This window comes from Colwellia sp. SU-HH01172 (assembly GCF_057553355.1).
The window spans coordinates 1,288,590-1,314,257 of record NZ_BAAJMB010000001.1; the positions used below are offsets into that span (position 1 = coordinate 1,288,590).

30 protein-coding genes are annotated in these 25,668 nt (G+C 39.9%); 8 read left to right on the plus strand and 22 right to left on the minus strand.

From position 1 onward, the window contains the following. Positions 1-21: 21 nt before the first annotated feature. The 4 genes from glpG to AC27JP_RS05730 are packed head-to-tail and all read right to left on the minus strand — an operon-like array spanning position 22 to position 3,465. Positions 22-888 carry a rhomboid family intramembrane serine protease GlpG gene (gene glpG, locus AC27JP_RS05715; RefSeq protein WP_487112898.1) on the minus strand — a complete coding sequence of 289 codons (867 nt, stop codon included), beginning with the start codon at positions 886-888 and terminating at the stop codon, positions 22-24. Continuing rightward, the gene (gene glpE / locus AC27JP_RS05720; protein ID WP_487112900.1) at positions 888-1,220 is read right to left on the minus strand and encodes a thiosulfate sulfurtransferase GlpE; all 333 of its coding nucleotides are present in this window, start codon (positions 1,218-1,220) and stop codon (positions 888-890) included. Before glpE ends, glpG begins: the two co-directional genes overlap by 1 nt. Further along, positions 1,220-2,248 carry an L-threonine 3-dehydrogenase gene (tdh, locus tag AC27JP_RS05725; RefSeq protein ID WP_487112902.1) on the minus strand — a complete coding sequence of 343 codons (1,029 nt, stop codon included), beginning with the start codon at positions 2,246-2,248 and terminating at the stop codon, positions 1,220-1,222. The genes glpE and tdh overlap by 1 nt, the downstream gene beginning before the upstream one ends. A gap of 2 nt (positions 2,249-2,250) precedes the next feature. Further along, positions 2,251-3,465 (minus strand): glycine C-acetyltransferase, encoded by a 1,215-nt coding sequence (locus AC27JP_RS05730; protein WP_487112903.1) that lies wholly within the window; start codon positions 3,463-3,465, stop codon positions 2,251-2,253. Positions 3,466-3,642: 177 nt separating this feature from the next. On the opposite strand from AC27JP_RS05730, the gene AC27JP_RS05735 reads away from it, so the two are divergent. Together AC27JP_RS05735 and waaA are read left to right on the plus strand one after the other, a co-directional pair. Then, on the plus strand, positions 3,643-4,071 hold the full coding sequence (locus AC27JP_RS05735; RefSeq protein WP_487112905.1) for an Lrp/AsnC family transcriptional regulator: 429 nt from the start codon (positions 3,643-3,645) through the stop codon (positions 4,069-4,071). 115 nt (positions 4,072-4,186) lie between these two features. Next, positions 4,187-5,476 carry a lipid IV(A) 3-deoxy-D-manno-octulosonic acid transferase gene (gene waaA, locus AC27JP_RS05740; protein WP_487112907.1) on the plus strand — a complete coding sequence of 430 codons (1,290 nt, stop codon included), beginning with the start codon at positions 4,187-4,189 and terminating at the stop codon, positions 5,474-5,476. Positions 5,477-5,492: 16 nt separating this feature from the next. Here the strand turns inward: waaA and AC27JP_RS05745 are convergent, their stop codons facing one another. From AC27JP_RS05745 to AC27JP_RS05765, 5 genes are all read right to left on the minus strand, one after another. Next, a complete protein-coding gene (locus tag AC27JP_RS05745) occupies positions 5,493-6,503 on the minus strand; it encodes an alpha/beta hydrolase family protein (RefSeq protein ID WP_487112908.1) in 1,011 nt (336 codons plus the stop codon). A gap of 86 nt (positions 6,504-6,589) precedes the next feature. Next, complete coding sequence (locus tag AC27JP_RS05750) at positions 6,590-7,186, minus strand: PepSY domain-containing protein (RefSeq protein WP_487112910.1); 597 nt, start codon at positions 7,184-7,186, stop codon at positions 6,590-6,592. 51 nt (positions 7,187-7,237) lie between these two features. Beyond that, the gene (locus tag AC27JP_RS05755; RefSeq protein WP_487112912.1) at positions 7,238-7,684 is read right to left on the minus strand and encodes an NUDIX domain-containing protein; all 447 of its coding nucleotides are present in this window, start codon (positions 7,682-7,684) and stop codon (positions 7,238-7,240) included. Positions 7,685-7,692: 8 nt separating this feature from the next. Further along, positions 7,693-8,100 carry a GNAT family N-acetyltransferase gene (locus tag AC27JP_RS05760; protein WP_487112914.1) on the minus strand — a complete coding sequence of 136 codons (408 nt, stop codon included), beginning with the start codon at positions 8,098-8,100 and terminating at the stop codon, positions 7,693-7,695. Positions 8,101-8,135: 35 nt separating this feature from the next. Beyond that, a complete protein-coding gene (locus AC27JP_RS05765; protein ID WP_487112916.1) occupies positions 8,136-9,224 on the minus strand; it encodes a glycosyltransferase family 9 protein in 1,089 nt (362 codons plus the stop codon). 48 nt (positions 9,225-9,272) lie between these two features. On the opposite strand from AC27JP_RS05765, the gene AC27JP_RS05770 reads away from it, so the two are divergent. After that, positions 9,273-10,028, plus strand: coding sequence for a 3-deoxy-D-manno-octulosonic acid kinase (locus AC27JP_RS05770; RefSeq protein ID WP_487112918.1), 756 nt, complete (start codon positions 9,273-9,275; stop codon positions 10,026-10,028). A gap of 28 nt (positions 10,029-10,056) precedes the next feature. Here AC27JP_RS05770 and AC27JP_RS05775 read toward each other — a convergent pair whose 3' ends face one another. Further along, entirely contained in the window at positions 10,057-10,713 is a 657-nt protein-coding gene (locus tag AC27JP_RS05775; RefSeq protein WP_487112919.1) for a TetR/AcrR family transcriptional regulator, read from the minus strand. A gap of 243 nt (positions 10,714-10,956) precedes the next feature. Between AC27JP_RS05775 and coaD the strand changes: the two genes are divergently transcribed. Next, positions 10,957-11,448 carry a pantetheine-phosphate adenylyltransferase gene (gene coaD, locus AC27JP_RS05780; RefSeq protein WP_487112921.1) on the plus strand — a complete coding sequence of 164 codons (492 nt, stop codon included), beginning with the start codon at positions 10,957-10,959 and terminating at the stop codon, positions 11,446-11,448. Positions 11,449-11,517: 69 nt separating this feature from the next. On the opposite strand, the gene AC27JP_RS05785 is transcribed toward coaD, so the two are convergent. From AC27JP_RS05785 to AC27JP_RS05800, 4 genes are all read right to left on the minus strand, one after another. Continuing rightward, positions 11,518-12,375 carry a multiheme c-type cytochrome gene (locus tag AC27JP_RS05785; protein ID WP_487112923.1) on the minus strand — a complete coding sequence of 286 codons (858 nt, stop codon included), beginning with the start codon at positions 12,373-12,375 and terminating at the stop codon, positions 11,518-11,520. Between the two features lie 107 nt (positions 12,376-12,482). Continuing rightward, a complete protein-coding gene (gene mutM, locus AC27JP_RS05790) occupies positions 12,483-13,376 on the minus strand; it encodes a bifunctional DNA-formamidopyrimidine glycosylase/DNA-(apurinic or apyrimidinic site) lyase (RefSeq protein ID WP_487113484.1) in 894 nt (297 codons plus the stop codon). 1 nt (position 13,377) lies between these two features. Then, positions 13,378-14,274: an ATP-grasp domain-containing protein gene (locus tag AC27JP_RS05795; RefSeq protein ID WP_487112925.1), complete on the minus strand. Its 897-nt coding sequence runs from the start codon at positions 14,272-14,274 to the stop codon at positions 13,378-13,380. 67 nt (positions 14,275-14,341) lie between these two features. Further along, positions 14,342-14,839: a hypothetical protein gene (locus AC27JP_RS05800; protein ID WP_487112927.1), complete on the minus strand. Its 498-nt coding sequence runs from the start codon at positions 14,837-14,839 to the stop codon at positions 14,342-14,344. A gap of 129 nt (positions 14,840-14,968) precedes the next feature. On the opposite strand from AC27JP_RS05800, the gene AC27JP_RS05805 reads away from it, so the two are divergent. After that, on the plus strand, positions 14,969-16,711 hold the full coding sequence (locus tag AC27JP_RS05805; RefSeq protein ID WP_487112929.1) for a DUF885 domain-containing protein: 1,743 nt from the start codon (positions 14,969-14,971) through the stop codon (positions 16,709-16,711). A 94-nt stretch (positions 16,712-16,805) separates the two neighbouring features. Here the strand turns inward: AC27JP_RS05805 and AC27JP_RS05810 are convergent, their stop codons facing one another. From AC27JP_RS05810 to radC, 8 genes are all read right to left on the minus strand, one after another. Next, positions 16,806-18,617 carry a metallophosphoesterase family protein gene (locus tag AC27JP_RS05810; protein WP_487112931.1) on the minus strand — a complete coding sequence of 604 codons (1,812 nt, stop codon included), beginning with the start codon at positions 18,615-18,617 and terminating at the stop codon, positions 16,806-16,808. 225 nt (positions 18,618-18,842) lie between these two features. Continuing rightward, the gene (locus AC27JP_RS05815; protein WP_487112933.1) at positions 18,843-19,166 is read right to left on the minus strand and encodes a hypothetical protein; all 324 of its coding nucleotides are present in this window, start codon (positions 19,164-19,166) and stop codon (positions 18,843-18,845) included. 45 nt (positions 19,167-19,211) lie between these two features. Continuing rightward, entirely contained in the window at positions 19,212-19,367 is a 156-nt protein-coding gene (rpmG, locus tag AC27JP_RS05820; protein WP_033078277.1) for a 50S ribosomal protein L33, read from the minus strand. Between the two features lie 9 nt (positions 19,368-19,376). Next, positions 19,377-19,613, minus strand: a complete 237-nt coding sequence (gene rpmB / locus AC27JP_RS05825; protein WP_159822134.1) for a 50S ribosomal protein L28 — start codon at positions 19,611-19,613, stop codon at positions 19,377-19,379. 238 nt (positions 19,614-19,851) lie between these two features. Continuing rightward, complete coding sequence (locus tag AC27JP_RS05830) at positions 19,852-20,238, minus strand: hypothetical protein (RefSeq protein WP_487112935.1); 387 nt, start codon at positions 20,236-20,238, stop codon at positions 19,852-19,854. Further along, positions 20,225-20,893 (minus strand): AAA family ATPase, encoded by a 669-nt coding sequence (locus tag AC27JP_RS05835; RefSeq protein WP_487112937.1) that lies wholly within the window; start codon positions 20,891-20,893, stop codon positions 20,225-20,227. Before AC27JP_RS05835 ends, AC27JP_RS05830 begins: the two co-directional genes overlap by 14 nt. Positions 20,894-20,978: 85 nt before the next feature. Next, the gene (locus AC27JP_RS05840; protein ID WP_487112938.1) at positions 20,979-21,302 is read right to left on the minus strand and encodes a PilZ domain-containing protein; all 324 of its coding nucleotides are present in this window, start codon (positions 21,300-21,302) and stop codon (positions 20,979-20,981) included. A gap of 35 nt (positions 21,303-21,337) precedes the next feature. Beyond that, positions 21,338-22,021 (minus strand): RadC family protein, encoded by a 684-nt coding sequence (gene radC / locus AC27JP_RS05845; RefSeq protein WP_487113486.1) that lies wholly within the window; start codon positions 22,019-22,021, stop codon positions 21,338-21,340. An 81-nt stretch (positions 22,022-22,102) separates the two neighbouring features. Here radC and coaBC point away from each other — a divergent pair, with 81 nt between their 5' ends. From coaBC to AC27JP_RS05860, 3 genes are all read left to right on the plus strand, one after another. Next, on the plus strand, positions 22,103-23,341 hold the full coding sequence (gene coaBC / locus AC27JP_RS05850; protein WP_487112940.1) for a bifunctional phosphopantothenoylcysteine decarboxylase/phosphopantothenate--cysteine ligase CoaBC: 1,239 nt from the start codon (positions 22,103-22,105) through the stop codon (positions 23,339-23,341). Positions 23,342-23,457: 116 nt separating this feature from the next. Beyond that, the gene (gene slmA, locus AC27JP_RS05855) at positions 23,458-24,042 is read left to right on the plus strand and encodes a nucleoid occlusion factor SlmA (protein ID WP_487112942.1); all 585 of its coding nucleotides are present in this window, start codon (positions 23,458-23,460) and stop codon (positions 24,040-24,042) included. Between the two features lie 71 nt (positions 24,043-24,113). Further along, on the plus strand, positions 24,114-25,586 hold the full coding sequence (locus tag AC27JP_RS05860; RefSeq protein ID WP_487112944.1) for an aminoacyl-histidine dipeptidase: 1,473 nt from the start codon (positions 24,114-24,116) through the stop codon (positions 25,584-25,586). The last annotated feature ends 82 nt before the right edge of the window (positions 25,587-25,668 follow it).

The following is a 25,668-nucleotide window of genomic DNA, read 5'->3' on the forward strand; positions in this document are numbered from 1 at the left end:
ATCATAAAAGCACATTTAGTTTCAACTAGTGTGCTTTTTTTCTTTTAATACTTTGATGTACCCTAAACCGCAGCCACTTATCAACCCCAATAAATGTGCTGTATTGGCCATATTGAATGGTAAAATATTGGTATAACCTAAGAGTAACCAAAACAACATAAAACCTATGATAGGTTTAGATAGCGTCAAGCCCTTTTCTGGCCATAACCAGCCAAGCCACCAAACATAACCAACTAAGCCATAAACAACACCAGACAAACCACCAAAATTCGGCCCATCAACCATATACTGGCCAATATTAGATATTAATGCGGTCGCTAAAAACACCTTAATTAAGCTTGCGCCACCAAATGTTTTTTCTATTGAGCCACCTAACTGCCACCACCACATGGTATTAAAAGCAATATGTAACCATGAAAAGTGAAATAGTGCTGGGCCAAATAAGCGATGAGGAGCTTGAATAACTTGTTCAATATTGAATAAGGAATAAAACTTTAATTGCTGAAATATAACGCCAGACCAGCCAAGCAAACTGGCAACAAATACCAGCCAACAGACACTAAACACCGTTAAGGTCACCAAGCCCGCATGAGAAAAAAACTGGCTTTTAAAACTACTTAATAAAGGCGGGGAATGCGGATTAACATCAGTAACACTGCCATTTTGCCAAGCTGCTTGTTGATATTTACTATCATAAGGTTGTTCAATAAACTGCTTAAATTCAGTCATTGCCAGTTCAAACTTATCCGGCGAGCAATAAATAACAAAGCTATCATCTTCAGATTCAATCTGCGCCTGTACCTCAAGCGTGCGTATATAATCACAAAACAACAAGGCAATGTTGTGTTGCTTAACGCTTACCAGTGGGCGCAGATCTTCAGTTATCATTAACGTGCAACAGTATCCGGATATTGTAACTGCCAATCGGTGAAGCCACCATCAAGTGAATACACTTCGGTAAAATCTTGACTGATCAGAAACTGTGCCGCTTGCTGACTGGAAATGCCGTGGTAACAACAAACAACCACAGGTGCATCAAAGTCAGCGGTACGTAAAAACTCAGGCAAACTTTCATTACTTAAATGCAAAGCATTGGGAATATGCCCGGCTTGAAATGACGCTGGATCGCGAATATCAACTACCACATGCGTTTTATCAGCCAATGCCTGATGCAGTTCACTAATTTGCATATGTTTAAAATTTTCTTCGCTACTTGCCATTATGCTTCCCAATTTAAAATAACTTTACCTGATTGTCCTGAACGCATGATATCAAACCCTTGCTGAAAATCATCAACATTAAAGTGATGCGTGATAATTGGCGTTAAATCTAAGCCAGACTGGATCAAGCTTGCCATTTTATACCAAGTTTCAAACATTTCTCGCCCATAAATACCTTTAATGGTTAAGCCTTTAAATATTACCTGACTCCAATCAATTGCCATATCTTGACCAGGAATGCCCAACATGGCGATTTTTCCACCATTGTTCATATTGGCTAACATATCGGTAAAGGCCATAGAAACACCTGACATTTCCATGCCAACATCAAAACCTTCAGTCATCCCCAAGTCAGCCATAACATCTGCTAGCTTTTCTTTACTAACATCAACGGCACGGGTTGCGCCCATTTTGCGGGCAAGGTCTAAACGGTATTCATTAACATCGGTAATCACCACATGACGAGCACCGACATGTTTAGCGACAGCCGCCGCCATAATACCAATAGGGCCAGCGCCTGTGATCAATACATCTTCACCGACTAAGTCAAACGACAATGCGGTATGTACTGCATTACCGAAGGGGTCAAATATCGCAGCTAAATCATTTGAGATTTCGTCAGGTAATTTAAAGGCGTTAAACGCTGGAATAACCAAGTATTCAGCAAATGAACCTTCGCGATTGACACCAACACCGACAGTATTACGACATAAATGGGTGCGACCACCGCGACAATTTCGACAATGACCACAAGTAATATGTCCTTCGCCTGAAACACGATCGCCTATGGCAAAGCCTTTTACTTCTTCACCAATGCCAACCACTTCACCGGCATATTCGTGCCCAACGACCATAGGAACTGGAATGGTTTTTTGTGACCATTCATCCCAGTTATAAATATGAATGTCTGTACCACAAATCGCGGTTTTCTTTATTTTAATCAGCAGATCGTTATGTCCTAGCTCTGGCATTGGCGAGTCGGTCATCCAAATGCCCGGTTCTGCTTTTAATTTTGCTAACGCTTTCATGATTAACCCTCAATCACTTTCATTTCTTTGCCGATACGAATAAACGCTTCAATCGCTTTATCTAATTCAGCTTTAGTATGCGCTGCCGAAATTTGTGTACGAATACGCGCTTGGCCTTTAGGTACCACTGGGAATGAGAAACCAATAACATAAATGCCTTCTGCTAATAAACGATCAGCCATATCGCTAGCTACTTTCGCATCACCTAACATCACTGGCACAATTGCGTGATCGGCGCCGGCACAAGTAAAGCCAGCCGCTTCCATTTGTGTTCTAAAATAAGCAGCGTTGTCTTTTAAGGTTTTACGTAACTCGTCTCCATCAGCCAATAAATCAATCACTTTAATTGAGGCGTTAACAATCGCTGGCGCTAACGAGTTTGAGAATAAGTAAGGGCGTGAGCGTTGACGTAACCACTCAACTACTTCTTTTTTCGCCGAAGTATAACCGCCTGAAGCGCCACCCATAGCTTTACCTAGCGTGCCGGTAATAATATCGACGCGCCCCATTACTTCACAGTACTCATGGCTACCACGGCCTTGTTCACCAACAAAACCAACTGCGTGTGAGTCATCAACCATTACCATGGCATTGTATTTATCAGCTAAGTCACAAACAGCTTTTAGGTTGGCAATAACGCCATCCATTGAAAATACGCCATCAGTAGCAATTAACTTAAAACGAGCGCCAGCTTCATCAGCTTCAATTAAACGGGCTTCAAGTTCTGCCGCGTCATTATTGGCATAACGGAAACGTTTTGCTTTACATAAACGCACGCCATCAATAATTGAAGCATGGTTTAAAGAATCAGAAATTATCGCATCTTCTGGGCCTAATAATGTTTCAAATAAGCCAGCATTAGCGTCGAAACAAGAAGAATACAAAATAGTATCTTCCATACCTAAAAAGGCACTTAACTTTTGCTCTAAAGTTTTATGAATATCTTGCGTGCCACAAATAAAGCGCACCGACGCCATACCAAAGCCATGCTCATCTAAACCTTGTTTAGCAGCAGCAATTAATGATGGGTGATTAGCCAAACCTAAGTAGTTATTGGCACAAAAGTTAACCACATCTTCACCAGTATTTACTGCTATTTGTGGTTGTTGAGCGGTAGTAATAACACGCTCTGCTTTGTATAAGCCATCTTCTTTTACTTGCTCAATTTGTGCAGTTAAATGCGAGTAAAAACCTTTTGTTGATGCAGAATCAGTCACGTTAATTCCTTAATAAATTATGGTCATTCAATACTTGTATTATCAGTCTAGTCAGCCCGTCAATAAAAGTGACAATAATTGTTGATATGCACTTTTAAATAGTTAAATTGACATATTACCATGTCAAAGTGTAAGTTAAGGGCTGTTTTATGAATTTATACTAGAGAGAAGTGTAGTTTGCTAACCGAAAAAGATGAAGAACTACTGGCAATTTTACGAGTCAATGCCAGAGCCAGTGTTTCAGATATTGCTAGAGCAACAGGCGTTTCCAGAACAGCAATACAAAACCGCCTTAATAAACTCGAAGACAACAATGTTATCAAGGCTTACAGCGTAGTTTTAGGCAGCGAATATACCAGTGGGCTCATTTCCTCTAATGTGTCATTAAAAGTAAATCCAAACCTTAGAAAAACCATTTGTGTGGCCTTAAGAAAAGTACACCAAATTAGTCATATCTATTCAATTAGTGGTGAATATGATTTATTGGTTACCATTCAAGCCAGTACCTTAGAAAAACTAAGTGAAGTACTTAATATGGTATGTTCAACGGAAGGGGTTGAAAGAACAAATTCCTCTATTATTCTTGATACTATCTTTGAACGTTAGCAATTAGCACCAGGCAAACAAATTAATTACCTTATCAAAATGGAAGAATTAGTCCGTTAAACATCATCTTTAGGTATACTAGTTGACATAGACAATTGATTTTGAGTCCGTTTGAGTGCGAAATTTTTTAGCTTTATTTTTTTACCGTTTATTATTTTTGTTGTTAACACCAGTACTTTTAATGGTATTGCTGATCCGTTCAATTAATCACCCTGAATATCGCCAGCGACTTACTGAGCGTTTAGGTTTAACTTCAAAAAAGATGAAATCTGGTGGCATTATTGTTCATGCCGCAAGTGTTGGTGAGGTTATTGCGCTTAAACCCTTTATTACTCAGCTTATTGCAGAATACCCAAATAACAATATTACGGTAACAACCTTTACACCAACAGGCTCAGCACAAGTCACCAAGCTTTTTGGTAAACAAGTACAGCACTGCTATTTACCACTCGACAATATTGTTTCAACGCAATTATTTTTGCGGCGCTTGAAACCTCAAGCTATGGTTTTTATGGAAACAGAATTGTGGCCAAATTTAATCGCTCAGTGCCAAGCTAAAAATATTAAACTAATGCTAGTGAACGGGCGTTTATCTGATAATTCAATGCGCAGTTATCAAAAACTCAACTGGTTAATTACGCCCGCTATTCAACACTTTGACAGTATATTAACCCAGAGCCAAGTCAATCAAGATAACTACTTAGCCATGGGAGCAAACACAGAGCGGTGTCAGTTATCAGGCAATTTAAAATTCGATATTTCACTGAACGATGATGTTGCCGCGAAGCAAGCAGAATTAGAAAACTTAATAACCGAACAACGAAATGTTTGGCTAATTGCCAGCACCCATCCTGGCGACGAAGCGTTAGCGTTAGCAGCCTTTGAACAAGTAAAACAGCAAGATCAAACAGCTTTACTGATCATTGTGCCACGCCACCCTGAACGCTTTGAACAAGTTGTTAAGTTAGCACAAGACGCTGGTAATAAAGTGCTCAAACGCAGTCACAAACAAGCAGTTGCGCTTGATACTAATATTTGGGTCATTGATACTTTAGGTGAACTTCTGCCAGCCTGTGCACTGGCAGATGTGGTGACCATGGGTGGAAGTTTCAGTGAAATTGGCGGTCATAACCCATTAGAGCCAGCATTATTTCAAAAACCAGTTATCGTCGGCCCAAATATGAGTAATTTTAAAGAGATTTTAGCACAGCTGATCGGTGCGCAAGGAATTGTGCAACTTAAAGAAAATGAAGATATGTCACAAGCATTAGCCACTGCAGTTATACGCTTATTAACTGACAACAAGGCGGCACTATCACTTGGGGAAAATGCTTATCAAGTCGTGCAAGCAAATCAAGGAGCGACAAAGCGTTCCTTGACTGCCTTACAAAAGCTAATTGCTTAACATTCACTAAATACGTTTATAAGTACTTATCAAACCAAGCGACAATTTCCTGCGTCGCCTTGGTTTTATTTTGAATTAGCCCGTGGTTATCGCCAGGATAAAGTACCAGCTTATGCGGCATACCAGCTTTCTCTAATGCTTCAGCCAAAGTTATCGATTGCTCAACTGAAACACGTTCGTCAGACATCCCGTGAAGAAGTAAAATGGGTACATCTTGAGGGATTTTATCAAGCCAATAAAGCACAGAACGTTTTTCAAGCTCGGCCTGATTATTCTGTGCATAATTAGGAATACGTTGTTTATAAACCCTTTCCATTCTTGGTCGCTCTTCTAGCTGAATAGTTAAATCCGCGACACCAGCAATAACCGCCACAGCTTTGATTTGATCCGTTCGTTGTAGTGTCAAATAGGTTTGCATGCCGCCACGACTAGCGCCGAACATACCAATTCGGTCAGCATCTGCGCCAGCTATGCTCGGGATCAAATCTAGCAAAGCCGTTACGTCTTCAACATCTTTACCACCAAACTCATCGTCAAGCGCTTTATTTTTATTAAAAGTACCGCGATATTGGCTGCCAATAACCACAAAACCTTGCCGAGCTATTGGGAATAAATTGTGCATCATAGAAGCAAACTTAACCGCACTAAAGTCGCCATTACCGCCACGGTTATAAATCAACACGGGTAATTTTTCAGTACTGCCTTTTGGTTTTATTATAAAACCGCTAACTTTAATACCATCAACTAAATACTCAAATGTTTGGCAAGTAAGTTGCTCTTTAAAAGCAATAAACGCTTCTTGCGTAAATGTTCTGTCAAAACGAACTAAAGCACGCTTTATTTTTTCTTCTGTTTTAAACTTTTTTTTATACTTTCGCACCATACTCTCACGCCAAGTATCATAGTCATTAAAGTTTTGACGGAAACAATTTTTTTCAGCGAGAACGCTTTTGTCGTTAATGAATTCAGCGGTATGACCGAATAGTGTCAATAGCAAAAAAAACAATGTAATGAAGGGTTTATTCACCTTAAGTCCTTATAAATGAATGAAAATAGAGAGTTGGATACCATGGCTCATTCATTGAGCCATGCCGTTGACTTTACAATACAGGTTTATTTTTTAAGGTAAAGCCTAACACCTAAAATAGTTAATAAAATCAGTAAGATTAAACCAAATATACCTAAGGCTTGGTCTACCCCTTTATGTGAAGTCCATTGCAAATAATGCACCTTGTACAGCAGGTTTATTAATTCAGTGTCTTGGCCTTTTTGGCTTAAACGTAAGCTATTCCAATCAAGCTTAACTTCAACACCGGTATTGGTTTGAGCTGATAAACCATTTAATGTCACAACTTCACCATAACGTGCACTATTATCAGTAAAGGCATCAAGCAATAAGGCTTTGAATTCAGTTTCAGAAGGCTCAAGTTTAGGGAGTAGCGAATTAGGGTCTAAATGCTTTGTTTTGCTTTTAGTCTTCACCAATAAATGATCGCCCAAAATGGTGCTGACTAATTTCATTTCTTGCCAATCGCGCTTTGGTTGAAGCGCTATAAACTCGCTGAGCGGATAGGTTTTAACTGAAAGTTGCTCATAGGCACCTTGATACCCTGGCTTTATAAAAAATATTACACCTGTGATTGACCAACCTAGCATAGGTAACACTAAAATTAAGCCAATAAATTTGTGGAGCTTTCTACTTTTTATCACTTTATTCTTCTTATTGTAGTATTTTAATAGTGCCTTTGTGGAGCAGCACAACTAAGCAGTTATGCGCTCTTCTGCTATTTCTTGTATTCTAATTGGCGTTGAAAAATCCGCTTGCTTATCTAACGCCAATGGAATTAACCATTGTAAGTTAGGGATTATGTTTTTAGGTAACGCTGCTACTTTTAGGATATGAACTTCTTCTGCTTCAACAGTTAACGCATCAAATGCGAGGTCGGATTGAGCAAAATACATATCAACATCGTAACAGTTAGCACGAAATACATTAGCAAAGCAGGTCCAATCTTGTGGTTGGGTTAATACGCCAGTTTCTTCTGAAAACTCTCTCATCATGGCACCAATCGATGATTCATTGGCTTCTATTTTACCGCCAACACCATTAAAGAAACCTCGTTGCCATTGCGGGTTAAGTTTCTTAATTAACACAACATGGCTAGCGTCTTGGGAAAACATAAAACCGGTAACGTATTTTTTCAACACAAACCCTACTAAGAATTAACACAACGCATAAGACTAATACCGTCTATATCCGTTGAAAAGCCAAAATTTTCATAAAATGCCGTCATTTCTGGCAAGCAATATAATTCAAAGTGTTGAACAGCATGTAAATCTTTATGACACTTAACTAAATGCATCAGTTGTTGCCCTAAGCCTGCTCCTTGGTGGGATTCGTCAACAATGACATCAAAGATAATTGCTTTAAAAATAAAATCGCTGATCACGCGAGTAAAAGCAATTAAGTTATGATTATCATCCAAGATACCAATACAAACTTGCGAACCTTCAATGCAACGCTGAGTGTCTGCTATTGTCCGGCCGCTGCTCCACCACGCTTGTTTATGTAATAAATAAACCTGTTCAATATGTTTAGCTGTAAAGCTGTAGATTACTGTCATTTACGTCCTTGTAATTATAGAGGCAATTGTTTTAACTAAGAGAGATCAGAATAGTTGTCAGCAATGAGCCTATCAACGGTTTTATTTACTTCTGCAATACTAATTTGCATCATTAAGTCTTTACCTTTAGCGCGCATTCCCCACGGCACTTCAGCAGCACTTTGGTTATACTGCAATTGAATGGCAGACTCATAAGCACTGACAACATATTGGGGATATAAATAGGGGCCCGTGCGCTTTGGATTACTATGTGCGTATAAACCAACAACAGGTGTGCCAACCGTTACCGCCATATGCGCGGGGCCGGTATCTGGTGCAATCACTAAATGAGCAACATTTAATACCGCTAGTAATTGCTTAAGACTGGTTTCAGCAACCAAGTTAAGTATTTCATTGTCACCCGTACTAAATTTACTGCGGCTAATAATGGCTTCGGCGAGCAATTTTTCCATGGTCGTTGGGCCACCACAAATAACCACCTTAAAGCCACGCTTGCTCAAGTGTTCAGCCGCTTGCGAATAACCTTCTGCATGCCAATTACGTTCAGCTTTACTTGCCGCCGGACAAATAACTGCAATGGGTTTGTCGGCAGGGTTGTTGGCGCTGAGCTTTTCACTCGCCCATAGTTGATCTTCGTCGGTGATTGGCATATGCCATAATGGCGGCGTAACATCTAATCCTAAAGCATCGGCAAAGCCCATAAAACCATCTAAAACATGTGGCTCAGCCTGTGCAGCAATTTTTTTATTGGTAAATAACCACTGTGCTTCTTTTGCCCGCTGACTATCAAAGCCAATTTTAACTTTCGCGGGAATACATAAACTAGCAATACTGGCGCGCAAAGCCACTTGCATATGTAGCAAAACATCAAATTGTCGGCCTTTTAATTGTTGACGTAAATCACGGTAGCCTTTTAGTCCAGCCCGCTTATCAAAAATAACAAACTCAACACCTTCTAAACCTTGTAATAAGCTCGCTTCGACTTTTCCAATAACCCAAGTAATCTTAGTTTTTGGCCATTGTCGTTGGATATTTTGTACCATAGCAACAGCATGGCAAACATCACCAATTGCCGATAGGCGTAATAAACATAAATTTTTTGGCACAGATAATTGACCCAGCATAAAGGAATCACCACAATAGGAGCAGATATATAATATAGGTCTATTATCTTGAACCAGCCCGCAATTGTAAAACCCTGTCAGGAAAAATCTTTTCAACGTGGCAATATTTACTGTCGTTATGACAATGAAGAAATTGATGCTTTTTCTCCAGCAATGCTTGATGGGGCATATTGGCAAGAAAAAAATGCCATTGTTGGCAGTGCCCAGGGGCGCGGTACTACTTGGTTTATCGCCACAGAAAACTCAAAAAATGTAACGCTAAATTGGGTATTACGCCATTATTATCGTGGCGGTTTAATTGGCAAAGTTATTAACGATCAGTACTTGTTCACTGGCATGGAAAAAACCCGCGCGGCAAGTGAATTTAGCTTATTAAAAACTATGCGCTCATTAGGCCTACCAGCCCCTAAACCCGTGGCTTTTCGGGTCGCAAAACATGGGCTATTTTATCGCGCTGATTTACTGTCTTCACGCATCGAAAACGCAAGCGATTTAGTCGGAATTTTAACTAAAAACGCCATTGACGATACCCTGTGGTTTGAAATTGGCAAAATCATTAAGTCATTCCATCAGCACGGTATATATCATCATGATTTAAATGCCCACAATATTTTAGTGGATGATAACAATAAAGTTTGGCTGATCGATTTTGATCGTGGCGAACAACGAGAAAATAAAAATAAATGGCCTGAGCAGAATATGGCACGACTACTAAGATCTTTTCGTAAAGAAAGCATTCGTGTTGCCAATTTTCATTGGCGCGAAAAAAACTGGCAAGCGTTGTTAAACGGTTACCAGTCTTAATAGTCGCAAAGATGTTCTCTAAGTGTGCTTATGCCGCATTTAAACTATCTTGGCAGCGTTGACGATACATAGCCCGAGCTTCCAAAAATTCATTGCGTGCCGACTCACTAATATACGGCTGAATAATGACTAATATTTTCAATACCCCTTGATAGAAAACCGAATCATTGATCTCAGTATCATTATTTTGGGTTTGATAAAAACTTAGCCAAAAGGTATTTACTAAACGTAAAATACTGACAATATCAGGTAAATCCTCATCAGCAAACTCCATCATATTCGCATCGCGTAGTGAAAGTAACAACTCACTAACACGCTGGGCAATGAATCCTTGCACTTCAACGTATTTGTCATGCAACAGGGGATTTTTCGCCAACAATACCGGCAAATTACTATAGAAAAAGCGAAACTTCATCATCGCTTGGAAAACCACATCCATATACAAAATAATGGCATCTAGGGGTTTAACATCAGGACTTACTTCCGGCATGGTTTCTATCAATAAGTTACGCGCGTATTCCTCGTAAATTGATAAAATAATGTCTTCTTTATTACGAAAGTGATAATAGAGGTTGCCAGGGCTAATACCAAGATCTGCAGCAATGTGGTTAGTGGTAACATTACGTTCACCTTGTTCGTTAAATAATGCAATGCTGGCTTGAATTATTTTATCCCGAGTTTTCATCGATACTGCTTCTCGTATTTATTGACATAGATTTTTCTATCATACTATCAAAATTAGCCAAAATTAAAGCATTTCGAGTAAATACTTTAGTTGCTAGCAAACAAATCTGCCACAGAGCCCTGATTTTAGCTTCTTTTACCAATGATAAAATTTCATCAAATTTTCTATCATTTTGATTACTTTGAATTTACAGCCGTCAGCAATTACAATAGAAGTTTGTCCTATTAAAATCGTCTTAAAAATATGTCAGTAAAAGCAATTTATCCGGGAACATTTGATCCAGTCACCAATGGTCATGCCGATTTAATCGAGCGAGCTAGTCGTTTATTTGGTGAAGTAATTGTCGGTATAGCCGCTAGCCCAAGTAAAAAGCCACGTTTTGATTTAAAGCAACGTGTTGAATTACTAGAAGCGGTAACCAAGCATCTGCCAAATGTTACTGTGGTTGGTTTTAGTGGCTTATTAGTCGATTTTGCCAAAGATCATCAAGCCAATGTGCTTATTCGTGGCTTACGCGCGGTTTCAGATTTTGAATACGAATTTCAGTTGGCTAATATGAATCGTCGCTTATCACCAGACCTAGAATCGGTATTTTTAACGCCAGCTGAAGAAAACTCATTTATCTCTTCCACCTTAGTAAAAGAAGTTGCCCTGCATAATGGCGATGTTAGTCAATTCGTTCACCCAGTTGTTAAACAAGCACTTGAGAGCTCATTACAACAAGAAAAAAAGTAACTAAAATCAGCATAAAATATGGAAAGAGCGTGTTATGAAAATACTCTTGCCATACCCACTTTCAAAATCTTAATGCTTGAGTAGCTCAGCTAAACTCTGTTCCTTTGACAACAAAGTTTTAGCGCCCGTTGTTAATCTATGCGTTCCATGACAACGGGCACATGCCTGAACGGCTAACGCCCCTAAATCCATGCCTTGATCTTTAAGTGTGCCTGTTTTCAAACTAGTCTCTAGGCTTAGCATAGTATTATTCATTTCTTCACTTGGGTAGCTTTGCTTGTCTTGCTTATGACAATCAGTGCATACCTGCCCAAGACTCTGCATACCTTGTTTAAGATCGACTAACGAAGAGAGCGCTAACTCTGTCATGCCATCTTCAGATGCAATTTTAATTTGGTTAACTTGCTTTATTAATGCTTGCATATGTGAGCTAAATGACAACCCCGTTGTGACTTCAATTGCAGAAAAATCAGGAGCACGATAGGTTAATGCCGTGATAGCTTGATAATCATCATGACAAGAATCGCAGCTTTCTTGCAGTGTATCTACTGCGGTTAAAGCACTAGTATAATCTTGCTCTGCGACGCTATGCCTTAAATTTGCAAGTGTCGATGTGTCTAACTTCTTATTCCAGCTAGGTACCATTTCAGCAATTTTAAGATAATGTTCGTTGAGAGATTTAGTCCATTTCTGCAAATGTTCAATATCTTTTTGCTCTGCGTAAAAAGCTACCGCTTGCATTTCTCGGCGTAGTTTAAACATATTGTGCAACCACACTTGCCGTTTGTTTTCCGGTTTGTACCATTGGCCGAGCGCTTTCGGCGGCGTTTTGATAATAGCTGCCTTATCCTTATGCTGATAAATAACCCCCGCCAAGACTAAAACAAGGATTATTTGTAGAACAATAAAGTAAATCCATCTATTCATGTTTGCTATTCTCAATGTCAGCTATAAAGGCAATATATAAATAATTGTATACCAAGAATTCAAATAAGCAGTTGATCAGGCGCAAGATTTATTTTATGCCACTAGGCCTACGGCTTATCCTTTTTAGGCACTTTACTGTTCACCACTTTAGTTTTCGGCTTTGCTTTTCGTTTTATCTTTTGTTTCGGCAGTACTTGGCATTGCGGACAAAAAACCGAACTTCGATTTGATTGCCGAATTTCTTCTAGTACCGTTTGGCAGCCATCACACTTTTCACCGGCACGACCATAAACAAACAGCTTTTGTGCAAAATAGCCTGGTTTGCCATCGGCTTGGGTAAAATCTTTTAATGTAGTGCCACCTTGTTCAATGGCAGCAGCTAACACTTGCTTAATGATGTCAGTAAGCTCATTAAACTTCTGCTCACTAATGCTATTTACCGGCGTTGCTGGGTGAATACTGGCGATAAATAATGCTTCATTGGCATAAATATTCCCGACGCCAACAACAACATGGTTGTCCATTAAAAAAGTTTTAATTGGCACTTTACGATTATGCGCTTTAGTAAACAAATGCCCGTGACTAAAGTCTTCTGTTAACGGCTCAGGTCCGAGTTTTGCTAATAGCCCTTGTTGATCTAAATGTTCTGGAAACCACAATACCGCACCAAATCGACGCGGATCATTCAGCCGCAATATTTTTTCATTGTCGAACAACATTTCAAAATGATCATGCTTAACAACTGGCGTATCTTGCTCCAAAATTCGCACTGAGCCCGACATGCCTAAATGCAGCAACAAAGTGCCATCTGAGAATCTAAGTAATAAATACTTAGAACGACGTTCAATTTTTTCTAAGGTTTTACCAACAACACTGTGCACTTCTGCTGGAATAGGCCAACGCAGTTTAGCATTGCGTACCACAACATCTTCAACCTTCTGACCAGCAATATGTGGTGTAATTCCTAAACGGCAAACTTCAACTTCTGGCAACTCTGGCATCTTAAACTGCATCCATGTTTGAACAATCGCCAATACGAGCAGAAAAAGCATCAACAAATCGCTGCGGCGAATCAACATCCATATTGAAATATAAAGACGGTTCAATAAGTTCAGCTTCCATTAAGGCAAAAGTGTCTTGATGACGCACAAAATCAATTCGCGCAAAAAGTAGCTCACCATGCAATTTACTAATCGCTTGCATGGTTTTATTTGCTGCCGCTTGTAGCGCAGGCTCAGGTGTTACTGCTAATAAGCCGCCGCCGTGCTCTTCTTGGACGCGAAAATCGCCTTTTGCCGGCGTTTTCAAAATGGTATGGCTCAACTCGCCATTAAAATAAAACAATGAGAACTCACCTTCTTGGCAAATATCAGCCATAAAAGGTTGCACCATTAATTCTCGATTGGTAAACGCTTGCTTTAATTCTGCAACTTTGCCTAAATAATTTTCTTTAGTCAGCCAAAAGGTATTATCGGCGTTAGCACTAACACGGGGTTTTAGTACGATTTGCTCAGTTGAAAAGTGAGAAAAGTAGCCGGCCATATTGTTAACATCAAACACTTCCGGCCAAAGCGTTGGCACGATAGTAACACCATCCGCTTCTAAGCTTTTTAAGTAGTCTTTATTAATATTCCATTGCACCACAGTTAAACTGTTTTCTAATCGAGCGCTAGACTGTTCAATGTTAGCGAGAACCTTAACAAAACTTTCCATATCATCTTGGTAGTCCCATGGGCTGCGTATAATGACCACCTCATAGTCAGACCAATTAACACTTTGATTGCGCCACGATATGACTTCGGTTTGCCAACCTAAAGCTAACATCGGCTCATCAATCAAATCATCATACGCTTCAAAATCAGCTAGGCTGTCCATTGATAAAATTGCACATTTTCTCATAAAATAACGGTCTCTATTTAATGTAACTGGTGAATATGGCTTAATAATTTAGCGGCCTAACGACCACTTAGTCAGCAAAAATTTCCTGAGGAAATAACTGAGCATAAATCTCTATCGGTAATGAAAGCCATTGCTGAGATGCGGGTTTGAAAACCAGCAACTGTTGCTCTGTTGCATAAACATTTAGTTGCAACGGCTTGGCAACGCCAGCAATATCTAACATAACATCAAGCGAAAACTGCCGATCAATTTCTGGCGCTTGTACTATGGCTTCGCCGCTACTTTGTTGCCACGACATCATCATTTGCTCTAACGCTTGCCCTGAAATACTGCTAGGTTTCGCCCGCCAAGTTCGGCCAATGCGTTCAACGGTAACAACATTATTAATGCTTAAGGTCAAAATAACATTTTGCGGACCCACTAAGGCAATAGTTTGAAGACTATTTTCTTCGCTATCACCATTCGGTGAATAGACATTTTTATGTGTCGCATTGATTAATAAGATAAAGCCCATTACTGCAAAAATAATGACGTTATTCCAACCGGTTTTCGATAATTTGATCATGGCACCACAATAAGCATTTAAACCAATAACTATCATACGAAATAATTGAGCTTAATTGTACTTAGCTTTACACTAGCAAGCACGAATATTGTATCCAATAATAAAAAATACCTAACGTAAGGCTTATCAATGAAATTAAAACAATTAAGTGCTGGCATGTTAATGCTCAGTGGCTTGTTCTGCGCATCAAGCGCTGTTGCCAATCAAGCAAGTACGCAATTTACCCAATTGCTAGACGAACATTGGCAAACGGCTAATAAAGAACAAATATTCTTCCGTAAAGACCCTGACGCATTTCGTATGAATGGAAAATTGCCAGAAATGTCGGCAAATGGTCGCGAACGTCGGTCAAAATACAATAATGAATTATTAGCGCGTATTGAAAGTATTGGTGTAACTCAGTTATCTGCTGCTGATCAAGTAACCTACCGCCTGTTTAAATACGAACGTGAAGCGGAAGCAAAAAGCTATCAATTTCAAGACCACTTATATCCATTAACCTATTACTCAGGCTTTCATAGCTACTTCGCTGGTGCGCCGGCCAATATGTCGTTTTTAACCGAAAAAGACTATAGCAATTATTTAATTAGCTTGGCTGACTACCCGCGTTACAACCAAGAACATATTGTCGATTTGAAACAAGCGATTGCTTTAGGTCACACCCACTACTGCGAAAGTTTTAAAGGTTACGAGAAATCGATTAGTAAGCACTTAGTTGATCATGTTGAAGACAGTGTTTTTTATGCGCCAATGAAAAATATGCCTAAGGCTATTTCAGCAGCGCAGCAAACAAAATATCGTCAACAAGTAAAAACCTTAATAACGAATACCGTATTACCTGAATACCAAGCCTTCTACGATTTCTTTACTCAAAAATATATGACGAACTGCCGGACCACAGCAGGCATTAGTAGTGTTAAAGATGGTGATGACTACTACCAATACTTAATTGAATATTACACCACTACCAACTTGTCAGCTGACGAAATACACCAAACCGGTTTAGATGAAGTGAGCCGCATTCGTCAAGAAATGCAGCAAATCATCAAAGAAGTGGGTTTTAAAGGGCAATTTAAAGACTTTATTCAATTCCTACGCACTGATGAGCAGTTTTATACTGACAGTGCCTTAGACATGATAGAAAAAGCTAGCTATATCACCCGTAAGATGGCTGCGCAATTACCCAAGTGGTTCTCAGTATTACCACGCTCAACCTTTGATATTAAATCAAGTCCTAATGGCGGTGCTTATTATGTTGCTTCAGATGGCAGCGGTACCACGCCCGGTACTTATTTTTTAGATACTAAAGATTTAAAAAGTCAGCCGTTATACACCTTAGAAGCACTTACCTTCCATGAGGCAGAGCCCGGTCATCATTTTCAAAGTGCTATTGCTCAAGAAGTTGATATGGCTGAATTTCGCAAAACGCTTTACCACGCCGCTTATGGTGAAGGTTGGGGGTTATATTCTGAACGCTTAGGCAAAGAAATTGGCTTTTATCAAGACCCTTACAGTGACTTTGGCCGTTTAACCTATGAAGCATGGCGCGCGTGTCGTTTAGTGGTTGATACCGGTATTCATGCAAAAGGTTGGACGCGCCAACAAGCGATTGATTATTTAGCAGAGAATACTGCCTTAAGCATGGCTGATGTTATTGGCCAAATCGATCGCTACATTAGCTGGCCAGCACAGGCTTTGTCGTACAAAATTGGTGAAATTAAAATTCGTCAGTTACGTGCAAAAGCTGAAGCAGCACTAGGTGACAAGTTCGATATTAGAGCCTTTCATGACCAAATGCTGAAAAATGGTAGCTTACCTATGGCATTGCTTGAAGAGTTAACCATGGATTGGATTAAGCAACAAAAAGCTTAAAATAGAATCATTATTCGATTGATAGAAATAAAGGAGAAAACACATGATGTGCTTTCTCCTTTTTTATTGAGGATATATTTGATTGAAAAAACGACTAGTCTTCTCGTTCACTAGCCTTTAGCGCATGAAACTGCACCCGTTCGTTGTTTGCCGTTAACAACTCCGCCTTAACCACTTGTTCATCTGAGGTCAGGGTAATTAAACCAATGCCACTTTGGTTGACTAAAGTATTGCGCTGGTCAGGATCTGGCTTACGCACTTTTATCTTCATTCGACGTCGCTTAGTAAACCAGTTTAATGGTGAATTGCTGGCATATAAATAACGATTAAGTCGTTCAAGCCAGTTCAACAAGCCACGAGGAAATTGATTTTTAATGCCGCTAGAGGTGATTTGAAAAATACGCGAACTACTGCGCCTAAATCTATGAGTGACTTCATAAAAGAATGAATAATGTACATCACCGGAAAGAATAATAAAATGCGGTGGTGTTTTGTAGTGGCGAAAAATATTCAGCATGACATTAGCGGTGCCTGAGTGCGCCATCCAGTTTTCTGCATCAACCACTAACGGCAAGCCTAAAAAGGTAAAAATTCGTTGAATGGTTTCGATCATTTTCACCCCGTAAATCGGCGCAGGCGAAACTAATATCACCTCAGGTTGATTAATTAACTCTTGTTGTAATTCCGACAATGCCTCCCAATCCATTAGTCCAGATGGTTTGCCAGCATTGCTTTCTGAGCGCCAACGCTGTGTTCGGGTATCAAGCACGATAACTTTAGGTGTTGTAGCTAAACTAAAGTGCCACCGATCCCAAGCGAGAATTTCATCAATTAAATGATCTTGTTGTTGATAACCGTTAGTTGAAAAATATTGCCCAACATCGTCATTAAGCTCAGTAAATTTTTCCGGTGCATTACCCCAGCCTTGGCATAGCCAGTAACCCACTAAGGTATTGCCAATAATTCGCTTGGAAAATGGATGACCATAAGCTGCCTCTTCCCAACCCCGAGTTAAATTCCAATCATCGGTAATGTCATGATCATCAAATATCATATACGTTGGAATATGCGCTAATGCTCGGCTCACCACAGATAAGCCATCAACAAATCGCGCAATAATTTTAGCTTCTGTGCCGTAGGTATCTAAAAATTCATCAGCTATCTGATGAGCTTCTACATCAACAAAGCGCCACATTACAGGTGACCATGTCAGTAAATACATAGCAAACACTTCTGCTAGGGTAACCAAATGATTTTTCGCATTCACTGAGGTAAATATCGGTTTTTTGCTGGCGGCAAATATTTTGTCATAAACCGCTTTATTGGCTGAGTCATGTGGTAGCAGCTGATCACGCTGATAGTAGCAAAGTGGGCTAGCAAAAAGTTCATCGCTAGAATTTACCACAGTGCCCTGCCATTGCTCATCATATAAACCTAGCAATTCAATCACTTGATGTATCGCAACTAGCGTTGGCCCCGCCACATCATCTGCATAAATTTGATCGCCAGACATCATTAACATGGCAGGCCTAGCTTCTGCATCAAGCACAGAATCGGCAATGACATGGTCAACCTGTACTAAGCCATCACCACTATCAAAATGCGGCTTGCGACATGAGCCATGCAGCATTTGTTTAATATCGGATTTAATCGCGAAGTTAGGATACTTTTGTCCCGAATACAAAATTTCAGGCATACATTCAACAAGTGACAGCTGTTGCCCTTCTGCAGTGAAAATAAAGTTATATGCGAGTAGCGTATTAAGAGGCAAAGCGTCAGGGAAGTTTATCGAGACTAAATTAACAAAAGCTTGCTTGCCAATACGTACTTGTTGATTTTGCTTACTATCTAGCGTCATGTCAGTCAGCAAGGTGTTTTCATCTTCAGCAAATAACTGAAACTGCAACTGATAAGGTTGGCTAGTGACTAGCCAGAAAGTCAGTTGATGCTCGCTAACATGCCTAACGATAGGCCCAGCTATAATTGATGGAATAGGTTGGCAAGTACTGATAATAACTCCGAAATAAACTTATTATGGCTTTAACATACAGGTATAAATTGTATAAAAGCTCTTTATTCTTTGTTATTAGTTTATACCCGTACAACTTCAAAATGCAATTTCAGAGCTAAGTTAGGAAGTCAGATCAAGGCGCAATATGAAGTTAATGGCTATTCCCTTATCAAATATTGCAACACCGAACTGGTTTTCTAGCTTAGCTCCCTTTGGGTAAGCCGATAAAGGGTTATCTCCGTCGTTGTTGATTTTAAAAATAGAATAACTATTATCTTCAACCAATGCCTTGGTGCTAACTCTTTCTCGACTTGCTGAAAGCTGTATTTTGAAGTGGAACGGGTATACATCAGATAAAAATGTAATGGCAACTTCGCCATAAAGAGAAAAGTAAGTAAATATAAATTTTGCGTTGGAGACGAGTAAATCATTTTCTTCAGGCAATAAAAAACCCGGTAAAAACCGGGTTTTTAAATCAGAAGTTATCAATTACTTGATTTTAGCTTCTTTATAAATCACGTGCTTACGTGCTTTAGGATCAAACTTTTTGATTTCCATTTTTTCTGGCATAGTCTTTTTATTCTTATCAGTAGTATAAAAATGACCTGTACCAGCACTAGAAACTAAACGAATTTTATCACGCATTGTAATTCCTTAAACTTTTTCGCCACGGGCACGAATGTCAGTTAATACTGCATCAATACCTTTTTTATCGATAATACGCATTCCTTTCGGAGTTAAACGTAATTTAACGAAACGGTTTTCACTCTCAACCCAAAAACGGTGAGATTGAAGGTTTGGTAAGAAACGACGACGTGTTGCGTTTCTTGCGTGAGAACGGTTGTTCCCTACGACTGGCTTTTTGCCTGTTACTTGGCAAACTTTAGACATGTGAGTCACTCCAAATTTAATTTCAGCTCGAGCTATATTTCCCCAAGACCGTCGCCTCGGGATCCTGAAAAAGGTGGCATATTATAGAGAAACTGAAAAACGAATACCAGCATTAATAGCATTTAAAGCAGATAGATTTGAAAACAACTATATTTCAATAGCTTAAGTGAAGAAAACAGCCTTTAATCGCCTGTTATCTGCTGTAATATCATCCGAGTCGAATAATATTGCAGCACATTTAGTCTATTTTAGAGTCCAATAGTTTGGTTAATTTTTCTTTTTGATCCTGATTGCACAGTTCATTAATCAAAATACGGATAATATGCGACTTAGCTAATTTAGTCTCTGCCGCCAATGTTTGTAATTGTTCGATAGCTGATTCACTCAAGGTGAAGGTCGCATGGCGAAAACGCCGACCACCTTCTGCTTTATTTTCTTGTTTATTGGCGGCATGTGCTTTTGCCGCCAAAATGGCCTCTTGCAGCGATAAATCTTTTTGCTCCGAACTCACTATTTTGGGTTTACCTTGAGCATAATTTTCCGCATCAGCAATAAATTCATCAACGGTGAATTGCTTTTTCTTTTTTGGACCATTCTTGGACTTTTTTAGATCAGTTAAACTCATGGGAGTTGTCCGGTTTCATCGCCATTAATTCTTCTGCTATGGCAACCATTTCAGTAGCCGCTTTACCTTCTGGGTCTATTTCTAATACCGATGAACCTTGCTCTTCGCTATCATCATAAATATTGCGATTAAAGGTAACGGCATTGAGGACATTGATACCAAATGAAGAACAAACTTCTTTGGCTTCAAGAATACGTCCCGCTTGATTAGGCAGCGAAGGGCACTGGGTAATAACAAATGACGCTAACATTTTGGGATTAACCATTTTACAGGTACTGAGCATATCTTCCATATGAGGCACAGTTTTTAAATCACGACGTTTAGGTCGTAATGGAATAACCACATGATCCGCCACTGACATTGCCGCTCGCAGTGCTAGGTTATCTTGGCCACCACAATCCACCACCACATAATCATAATGCTGATTTAAGCTCAGTAGGTCGTTGCGAATTTTGCCATACAGTTGGATACAGTTTATCGCCGGTAGTGATGGATCAGAATTTCGCGCTTGTATCCAATCAGACGTGGTACGTTGGGGATCACAATCAACCATTAAGACAATGGCTTTTTTCTCTCGGGCAAAATAGACAGCTAAATTCTGTGCTAGGCAGCTTTTACCACTGCCACCTTTTTCCCCACCGACTAAAATCATCATTTTGGTAATTCCTTGTTAACTACTGAAAACACAACAACCATTTCATTATAGTTCAAGAATTAACGGTCGACTTATGCCGTACAGATTAATCAAGATCTGTTAATTGTATTGCAACCTCAAACCAGCCATTATCTTGTTTAATACAACGCAATACTCGGCCAAACAGCTTTTGGCTATTGGGGTTGGCCGCTTTAAATATTATCGTCACTTGCGTATTCGCCGCTATTTCACAGTCACAATCGACTTTCAAGCCGCCACGAGAAAAATCCAAGCAAGCAATTTTTTTACGCTGTTCATTGCCACTAACATCAAGCCAAACAATATCAACTAGCTCTTTTTCCATATCAATTCGAAAAGCTTGTCGGCGCTCGTTTTCTTCGTTAACTAATGTATTGTCAATATCGCTCATAGAGACTCCTTGTATACTCACACATCAAAGCAGAGTTATTGTACATTTATTCGCCCATGTTCAGCATACGAATAACAATGGCAACCCGCAACTATTATATGATCGAGTACCTTAATATCGATTAAAGCAAGCGCTTGCGCTAATCGATCGGTTATTTGGTTATCCGCAATACTTGGCTCTGCAATACCCGAAGGATGATTATGAGCCAAGATCACAGCACCCGCTTGGTGTTTTATTGCCGCTTCGACAACAACACGTGGATAGACAGCAGCCGCATTGATCGTGCCATGAAATAAGCGTTCAAATTTAATCACTTGATGCTGAGTATTTAAGAACAAAATAGCGAACACTTCTCGGCTTTCATTGCGCAATTCAGCCTTTAAAAAACTTTGTGTTGCTAATGAAGACGTTAGCTCATGTCCGGTTTGCATTTGTTCGGCCAAATAACGTTTAGACATTTCTAAGCATGCTTGTAATTGCACATATTTTGCGGCCCCTAAGCCATGGTGCTGACAAAACTCATCTAGTTCCGCTTGATATATTCGCGAAATACTACCAAAGCTTTTCAACAGTTTCCTCGCTAAGTCAACAACATGACAGCCCTTAACACCGGTGCGCAAAAATATTGCCAACAATTCAGCATCACTTAAGCTTTTTGCTCCATATTGCAGTAACTTCTCCCGAGGTTTTTCATCGCTGGGCCAGTCTTTTAACATAATTGCATCCTTGCAAAGTGATTTTAAAAAAAGTGTGAATAATGCTATCTTATCGCCAATTGTCGTTATTAAGATTAGCAGTTTATGCAGATTCTTCAGGGTAAAAAAATTCTATTGGGTATCAGTGGTGGTATTGCTGCCTATAAAACGCCAGAACTGGTTCGTCGTTTAAAAGACAAAGGCGCCGACGTGCGTGTGGTGATGACCGAAGGTGCAAAAGCCTTCATCACGCCATTAACCTTACAAGCCGTGTCGGCAAACGCAGTATCTGATAGCTTGTTGGATACCCAAGCAGAATTGGCGATGGGCCATATCGAGCTAGCAAAATGGGCTGACTTTATTTTAATTGCCCCAGCAACCGCTGACATTATTGCTAAAATAGCCGCAGGTATGGCAAATGATCTACTGACAACATTGTGCCTCGCAACTTCAGCCCCTGTGGCGATTGCTCCAGCAATGAATCAGCAAATGTGGCATAACCCGGCGACGCAAAAGAATATCGAAACATTAGCAGCATGGAATTATATGTTTTTTGGCCCCGGCGCTGGCGAACAAGCCTGTGGTGATATTGGCCTAGGACGCATGCTAGAAGTGCCCGAACTAGTGGCGTTAACCTGCCAGCAGCTATCAGTGCAAGATAACAATAACAGCGTAGTAGAAAATCAGCCTTTAGCTGGGCAAAAATGGCTTATTACCGCCGGTCCAACACGCGAAGCCATTGACCCAGTGCGTTACATATCTAATCACAGTTCCGGGAAAATGGGCTTTGCAATCGCCAGTGCCGCACAACAATTAGGCGCAGAGGTGACTATTATCTCTGGCCCCGTTAGTTTAGCGGCACCAGAGTATTGTCAGAAAATCGCTGTTACCAGCGCGCTTGATATGCATCAGCAAGCCATGGCTTTAGCTTCTGACGCCAATGTTTTTGTTGCCTGTGCCGCCGTGGCAGACTATCGCATTGATGCCATCGCCAATGAGAAAATAAAGAAATCTCAAGATAGCATGCAACTTAACTTAGTGAAAAATCCAGATATTGTCGCTGACGTTGCAGCCATGAAAAATAAACCCTTTACGGTCGGATTCGCGGCAGAAACACAAGATGTTGAGCATTATGCTCGAGGTAAATTAGCTCGTAAAAATCTTGATATGATCGCTGCGAATAATGTTGCCACACAGGGCCAAGGTTTTAATAGTGACGACAATGCCCTAACGGTGTTTACAGCACAAGATAAAAAAGACTTATCTTTAACCAGTAAAAATGAACTCGCTAAGCAATTAGTGCAGCTTATTGATCAAAATTATCAAAGCGCAAAGAAAAGTTAATCTAACCATGGAAAAGCTGAGTTCTTGTTGAATCACAGCTTATTCTCACTATACAATTACGCTAACTTTTCAGTAGTAACACTGAGAATAAAAATTAAAATAAGAGAATCAGTTTTATGCCGGTGACTCAAAAACCCAATCGTAAACAACAAATTTTAGAATGCCTTGCACATATGTTGCAAACCAGCGCAGGACAGCGCATTACCACAGCAAAACTTGCCGCTGAAGTCGGTGTTTCAGAAGCCGCGCTTTATCGCCACTTTCCTTCTAAGGCTCGAATGTTCGAAGGATTAATTGAGTTTATCGAAGAATCTATTTTTTCTCGGGTAAATTTAATATTAACCGATCACAAAGAAGCTCTTGTGCGTTGTCACCATATTTTGCATGTATTATTAATATTCGCCGAACGTAATCCAGGCATGTGCCGTATTCTTGCTGGCGATGCTTTAATGGGTGAAAATGAACGTTTACGTGCCCGAGTGAATCAGTTTTTTGAAAAATTAGAGTCTCAATTTAAACAAGTATTACGAGAACGAAAGCTGCGCGAAGGTAAAGGTTTCACTATTTCAGAACAAGCATTAGCCAATACCTTAATGGCGTTTGCGGAAGGCAAAATTAATCAATATGTTCGTTCTAATTTTGCCAAGAAACCCAGTAACGATTTTAATGAACAATGGCAATTTTTAATGGCTGATAAATAGCCTAATTTAAGCCTGTCATTGTCAACTATACGCCAATCTGCATTGGCAACTGCAATATTTAAGGAAACATCGTGAGTAAGTTAGCACAATTAAAACCAAGCAAGTTATGGCAAATTTTCGAAAAAATTTGCAGCATTCCACATCCATCAAAACACGAGCAAAAAATATCACTTTGGATCCAATCGTGGGCAACTGAGTTAGGGCTAAGTGTTAAAGAAGACGCTGTCGGCAACTTAATTATTAAAAAGCCTGCCACTGCGGGGATGGAAAATAGAAAGGGTGTTATTTTACAAGCTCATATGGATATGGTGCCGCAAAAAAATTCTGATACCGAGCATGACTTCCTTGTTGATCCAATTAAACCTTACATAGTTACTGAAGGTGACGGTGATTGGGTTACGGCTGAAGGAACAACCTTAGGTGCTGATAATGGCGTTGGCTTATCGTCAGCATTAGCGGTTTTAGCCAGTGATGACATTCCGCACGGGCCACTAGAAGTTTTAGTAACCATTGATGAAGAAGCCGGCATGACTGGTGCTTTTGGTCTTGAAGCAGGCTGGTTAGAAGGTGACTTACTGATCAATACCGACTCTGAGCAAGAAGGTGAAGTGTACATGGGTTGTGCCGGAGGTATTGATGGTGAAGCAACATTCACGATTACCAATGAAGACGCACCAGCTGATGTTGAATCATTTAACTTATCAATATCAGGCTTAAAAGGCGGCCATTCAGGTGTTGATATTCATACCGGTCGCGCCAATGCTAATAAGCTTTTAGTGAGATTTTTACTCGATGCCAGTAATGAATTTGACTTACGTTTAACGGAATTAAATGGCGGTAGCTTACGTAACGCTATTCCACGTGAAGCCGATGCAAGTTTTGTTATTAATTCTACGCAAGTTGAAGCGTTCAAAGCTAAATTAGCAGACTATTTAGCAACTATGCGTCAGTCTTTAGGTTCAATCGAAACCGACATTGAGATGCTTCTGATTTCACCTGAAACTTTTGATGAATGTTGGACTGTCGACACTCAAAGTACTATTTTACGTGCTCTTAACGCCTGCCCTAACGGGGTATTGCGTATGAGTGATGATATTGAAGGCATTGTCGAAACGTCACTAAACTTAGGTGTTATGCGCAGTAAAGGTAATAAGTTTGTTGCCATGACATTGATTCGTAGCTTACATGATGATGGTCGCTTAGATGCGCAGACTATGGTGCAATCTGTATTTGAATTATCTGGCGCTAACATTGCCTTTTCTGGCGCATACCCTGGTTGGAAGCCAGATACTAGCTCAGCATTAATGCAAACCGTTCGTGATACTTATCAGTCATTATTTAATAAAGTGCCTGAAATTATGGTGATTCACGCCGGTCTTGAGTGTGGCTTATTTAAAACCGCATACCCACATTGGGATATGGTGTCATTTGGCCCAACCATCAAGTTTCCACATTCACCTGATGAAAAAATACAAATTGCCACGGTTGAGCAATACTGGCAATTATTAGTGGCGGTATTAGCCAATATCCCTGAAAAGAACTAACTTTTATACCTTAGCGCGGTATTTAACGATATCGCGCTACTATTCCCTGTCTCAAATTTCTGGTGATAAGCTAAACTTAAAG

What these genes read in the sequence shown, in the direction of transcription:
- glpG (WP_487112898.1), bottom strand. Translation starts at nt 888, where the DNA reads ATGATAACTGAAGATCTGCGCCCACTGGTAAGCGTTAAGCAACACAAC.
- glpE (WP_487112900.1), bottom strand. Translation starts at nt 1,220, where the DNA reads ATGGCAAGTAGCGAAGAAAATTTTAAACATATGCAAATTAGTGAACTG.
- tdh (WP_487112902.1), bottom strand. Translation starts at nt 2,248, where the DNA reads ATGAAAGCGTTAGCAAAATTAAAAGCAGAACCGGGCATTTGGATGACC.
- AC27JP_RS05760 (WP_487112914.1), bottom strand. Translation starts at nt 8,100, where the DNA reads ATGACAGTAATCTACAGCTTTACAGCTAAACATATTGAACAGGTTTAT.
- AC27JP_RS05765 (WP_487112916.1), bottom strand. Translation starts at nt 9,224, where the DNA reads ATGCTGGGTCAATTATCTGTGCCAAAAAATTTATGTTTATTACGCCTA.
- AC27JP_RS05775 (WP_487112919.1), bottom strand. Translation starts at nt 10,713, where the DNA reads ATGAAAACTCGGGATAAAATAATTCAAGCCAGCATTGCATTATTTAAC.
- coaD (WP_487112921.1), top strand. Translation starts at nt 10,957, where the DNA reads ATGTCAGTAAAAGCAATTTATCCGGGAACATTTGATCCAGTCACCAAT.
- AC27JP_RS05785 (WP_487112923.1), bottom strand. Translation starts at nt 12,375, where the DNA reads ATGAATAGATGGATTTACTTTATTGTTCTACAAATAATCCTTGTTTTA.
- mutM (WP_487113484.1), bottom strand. Translation starts at nt 13,376, where the DNA reads ATGCCAGAGTTGCCAGAAGTTGAAGTTTGCCGTTTAGGAATTACACCA.
- AC27JP_RS05795 (WP_487112925.1), bottom strand. Translation starts at nt 14,274, where the DNA reads ATGAGAAAATGTGCAATTTTATCAATGGACAGCCTAGCTGATTTTGAA.
- AC27JP_RS05800 (WP_487112927.1), bottom strand. Translation starts at nt 14,839, where the DNA reads ATGATCAAATTATCGAAAACCGGTTGGAATAACGTCATTATTTTTGCA.
- AC27JP_RS05805 (WP_487112929.1), top strand. Translation starts at nt 14,969, where the DNA reads ATGAAATTAAAACAATTAAGTGCTGGCATGTTAATGCTCAGTGGCTTG.
- rpmG (WP_033078277.1), bottom strand. Translation starts at nt 19,367, where the DNA reads ATGCGTGATAAAATTCGTTTAGTTTCTAGTGCTGGTACAGGTCATTTT.
- rpmB (WP_159822134.1), bottom strand. Translation starts at nt 19,613, where the DNA reads ATGTCTAAAGTTTGCCAAGTAACAGGCAAAAAGCCAGTCGTAGGGAAC.
- AC27JP_RS05830 (WP_487112935.1), bottom strand. Translation starts at nt 20,238, where the DNA reads ATGAGTTTAACTGATCTAAAAAAGTCCAAGAATGGTCCAAAAAAGAAA.
- AC27JP_RS05835 (WP_487112937.1), bottom strand. Translation starts at nt 20,893, where the DNA reads ATGATGATTTTAGTCGGTGGGGAAAAAGGTGGCAGTGGTAAAAGCTGC.
- AC27JP_RS05840 (WP_487112938.1), bottom strand. Translation starts at nt 21,302, where the DNA reads ATGAGCGATATTGACAATACATTAGTTAACGAAGAAAACGAGCGCCGA.
- coaBC (WP_487112940.1), top strand. Translation starts at nt 22,103, where the DNA reads ATGCAGATTCTTCAGGGTAAAAAAATTCTATTGGGTATCAGTGGTGGT.
- slmA (WP_487112942.1), top strand. Translation starts at nt 23,458, where the DNA reads ATGCCGGTGACTCAAAAACCCAATCGTAAACAACAAATTTTAGAATGC.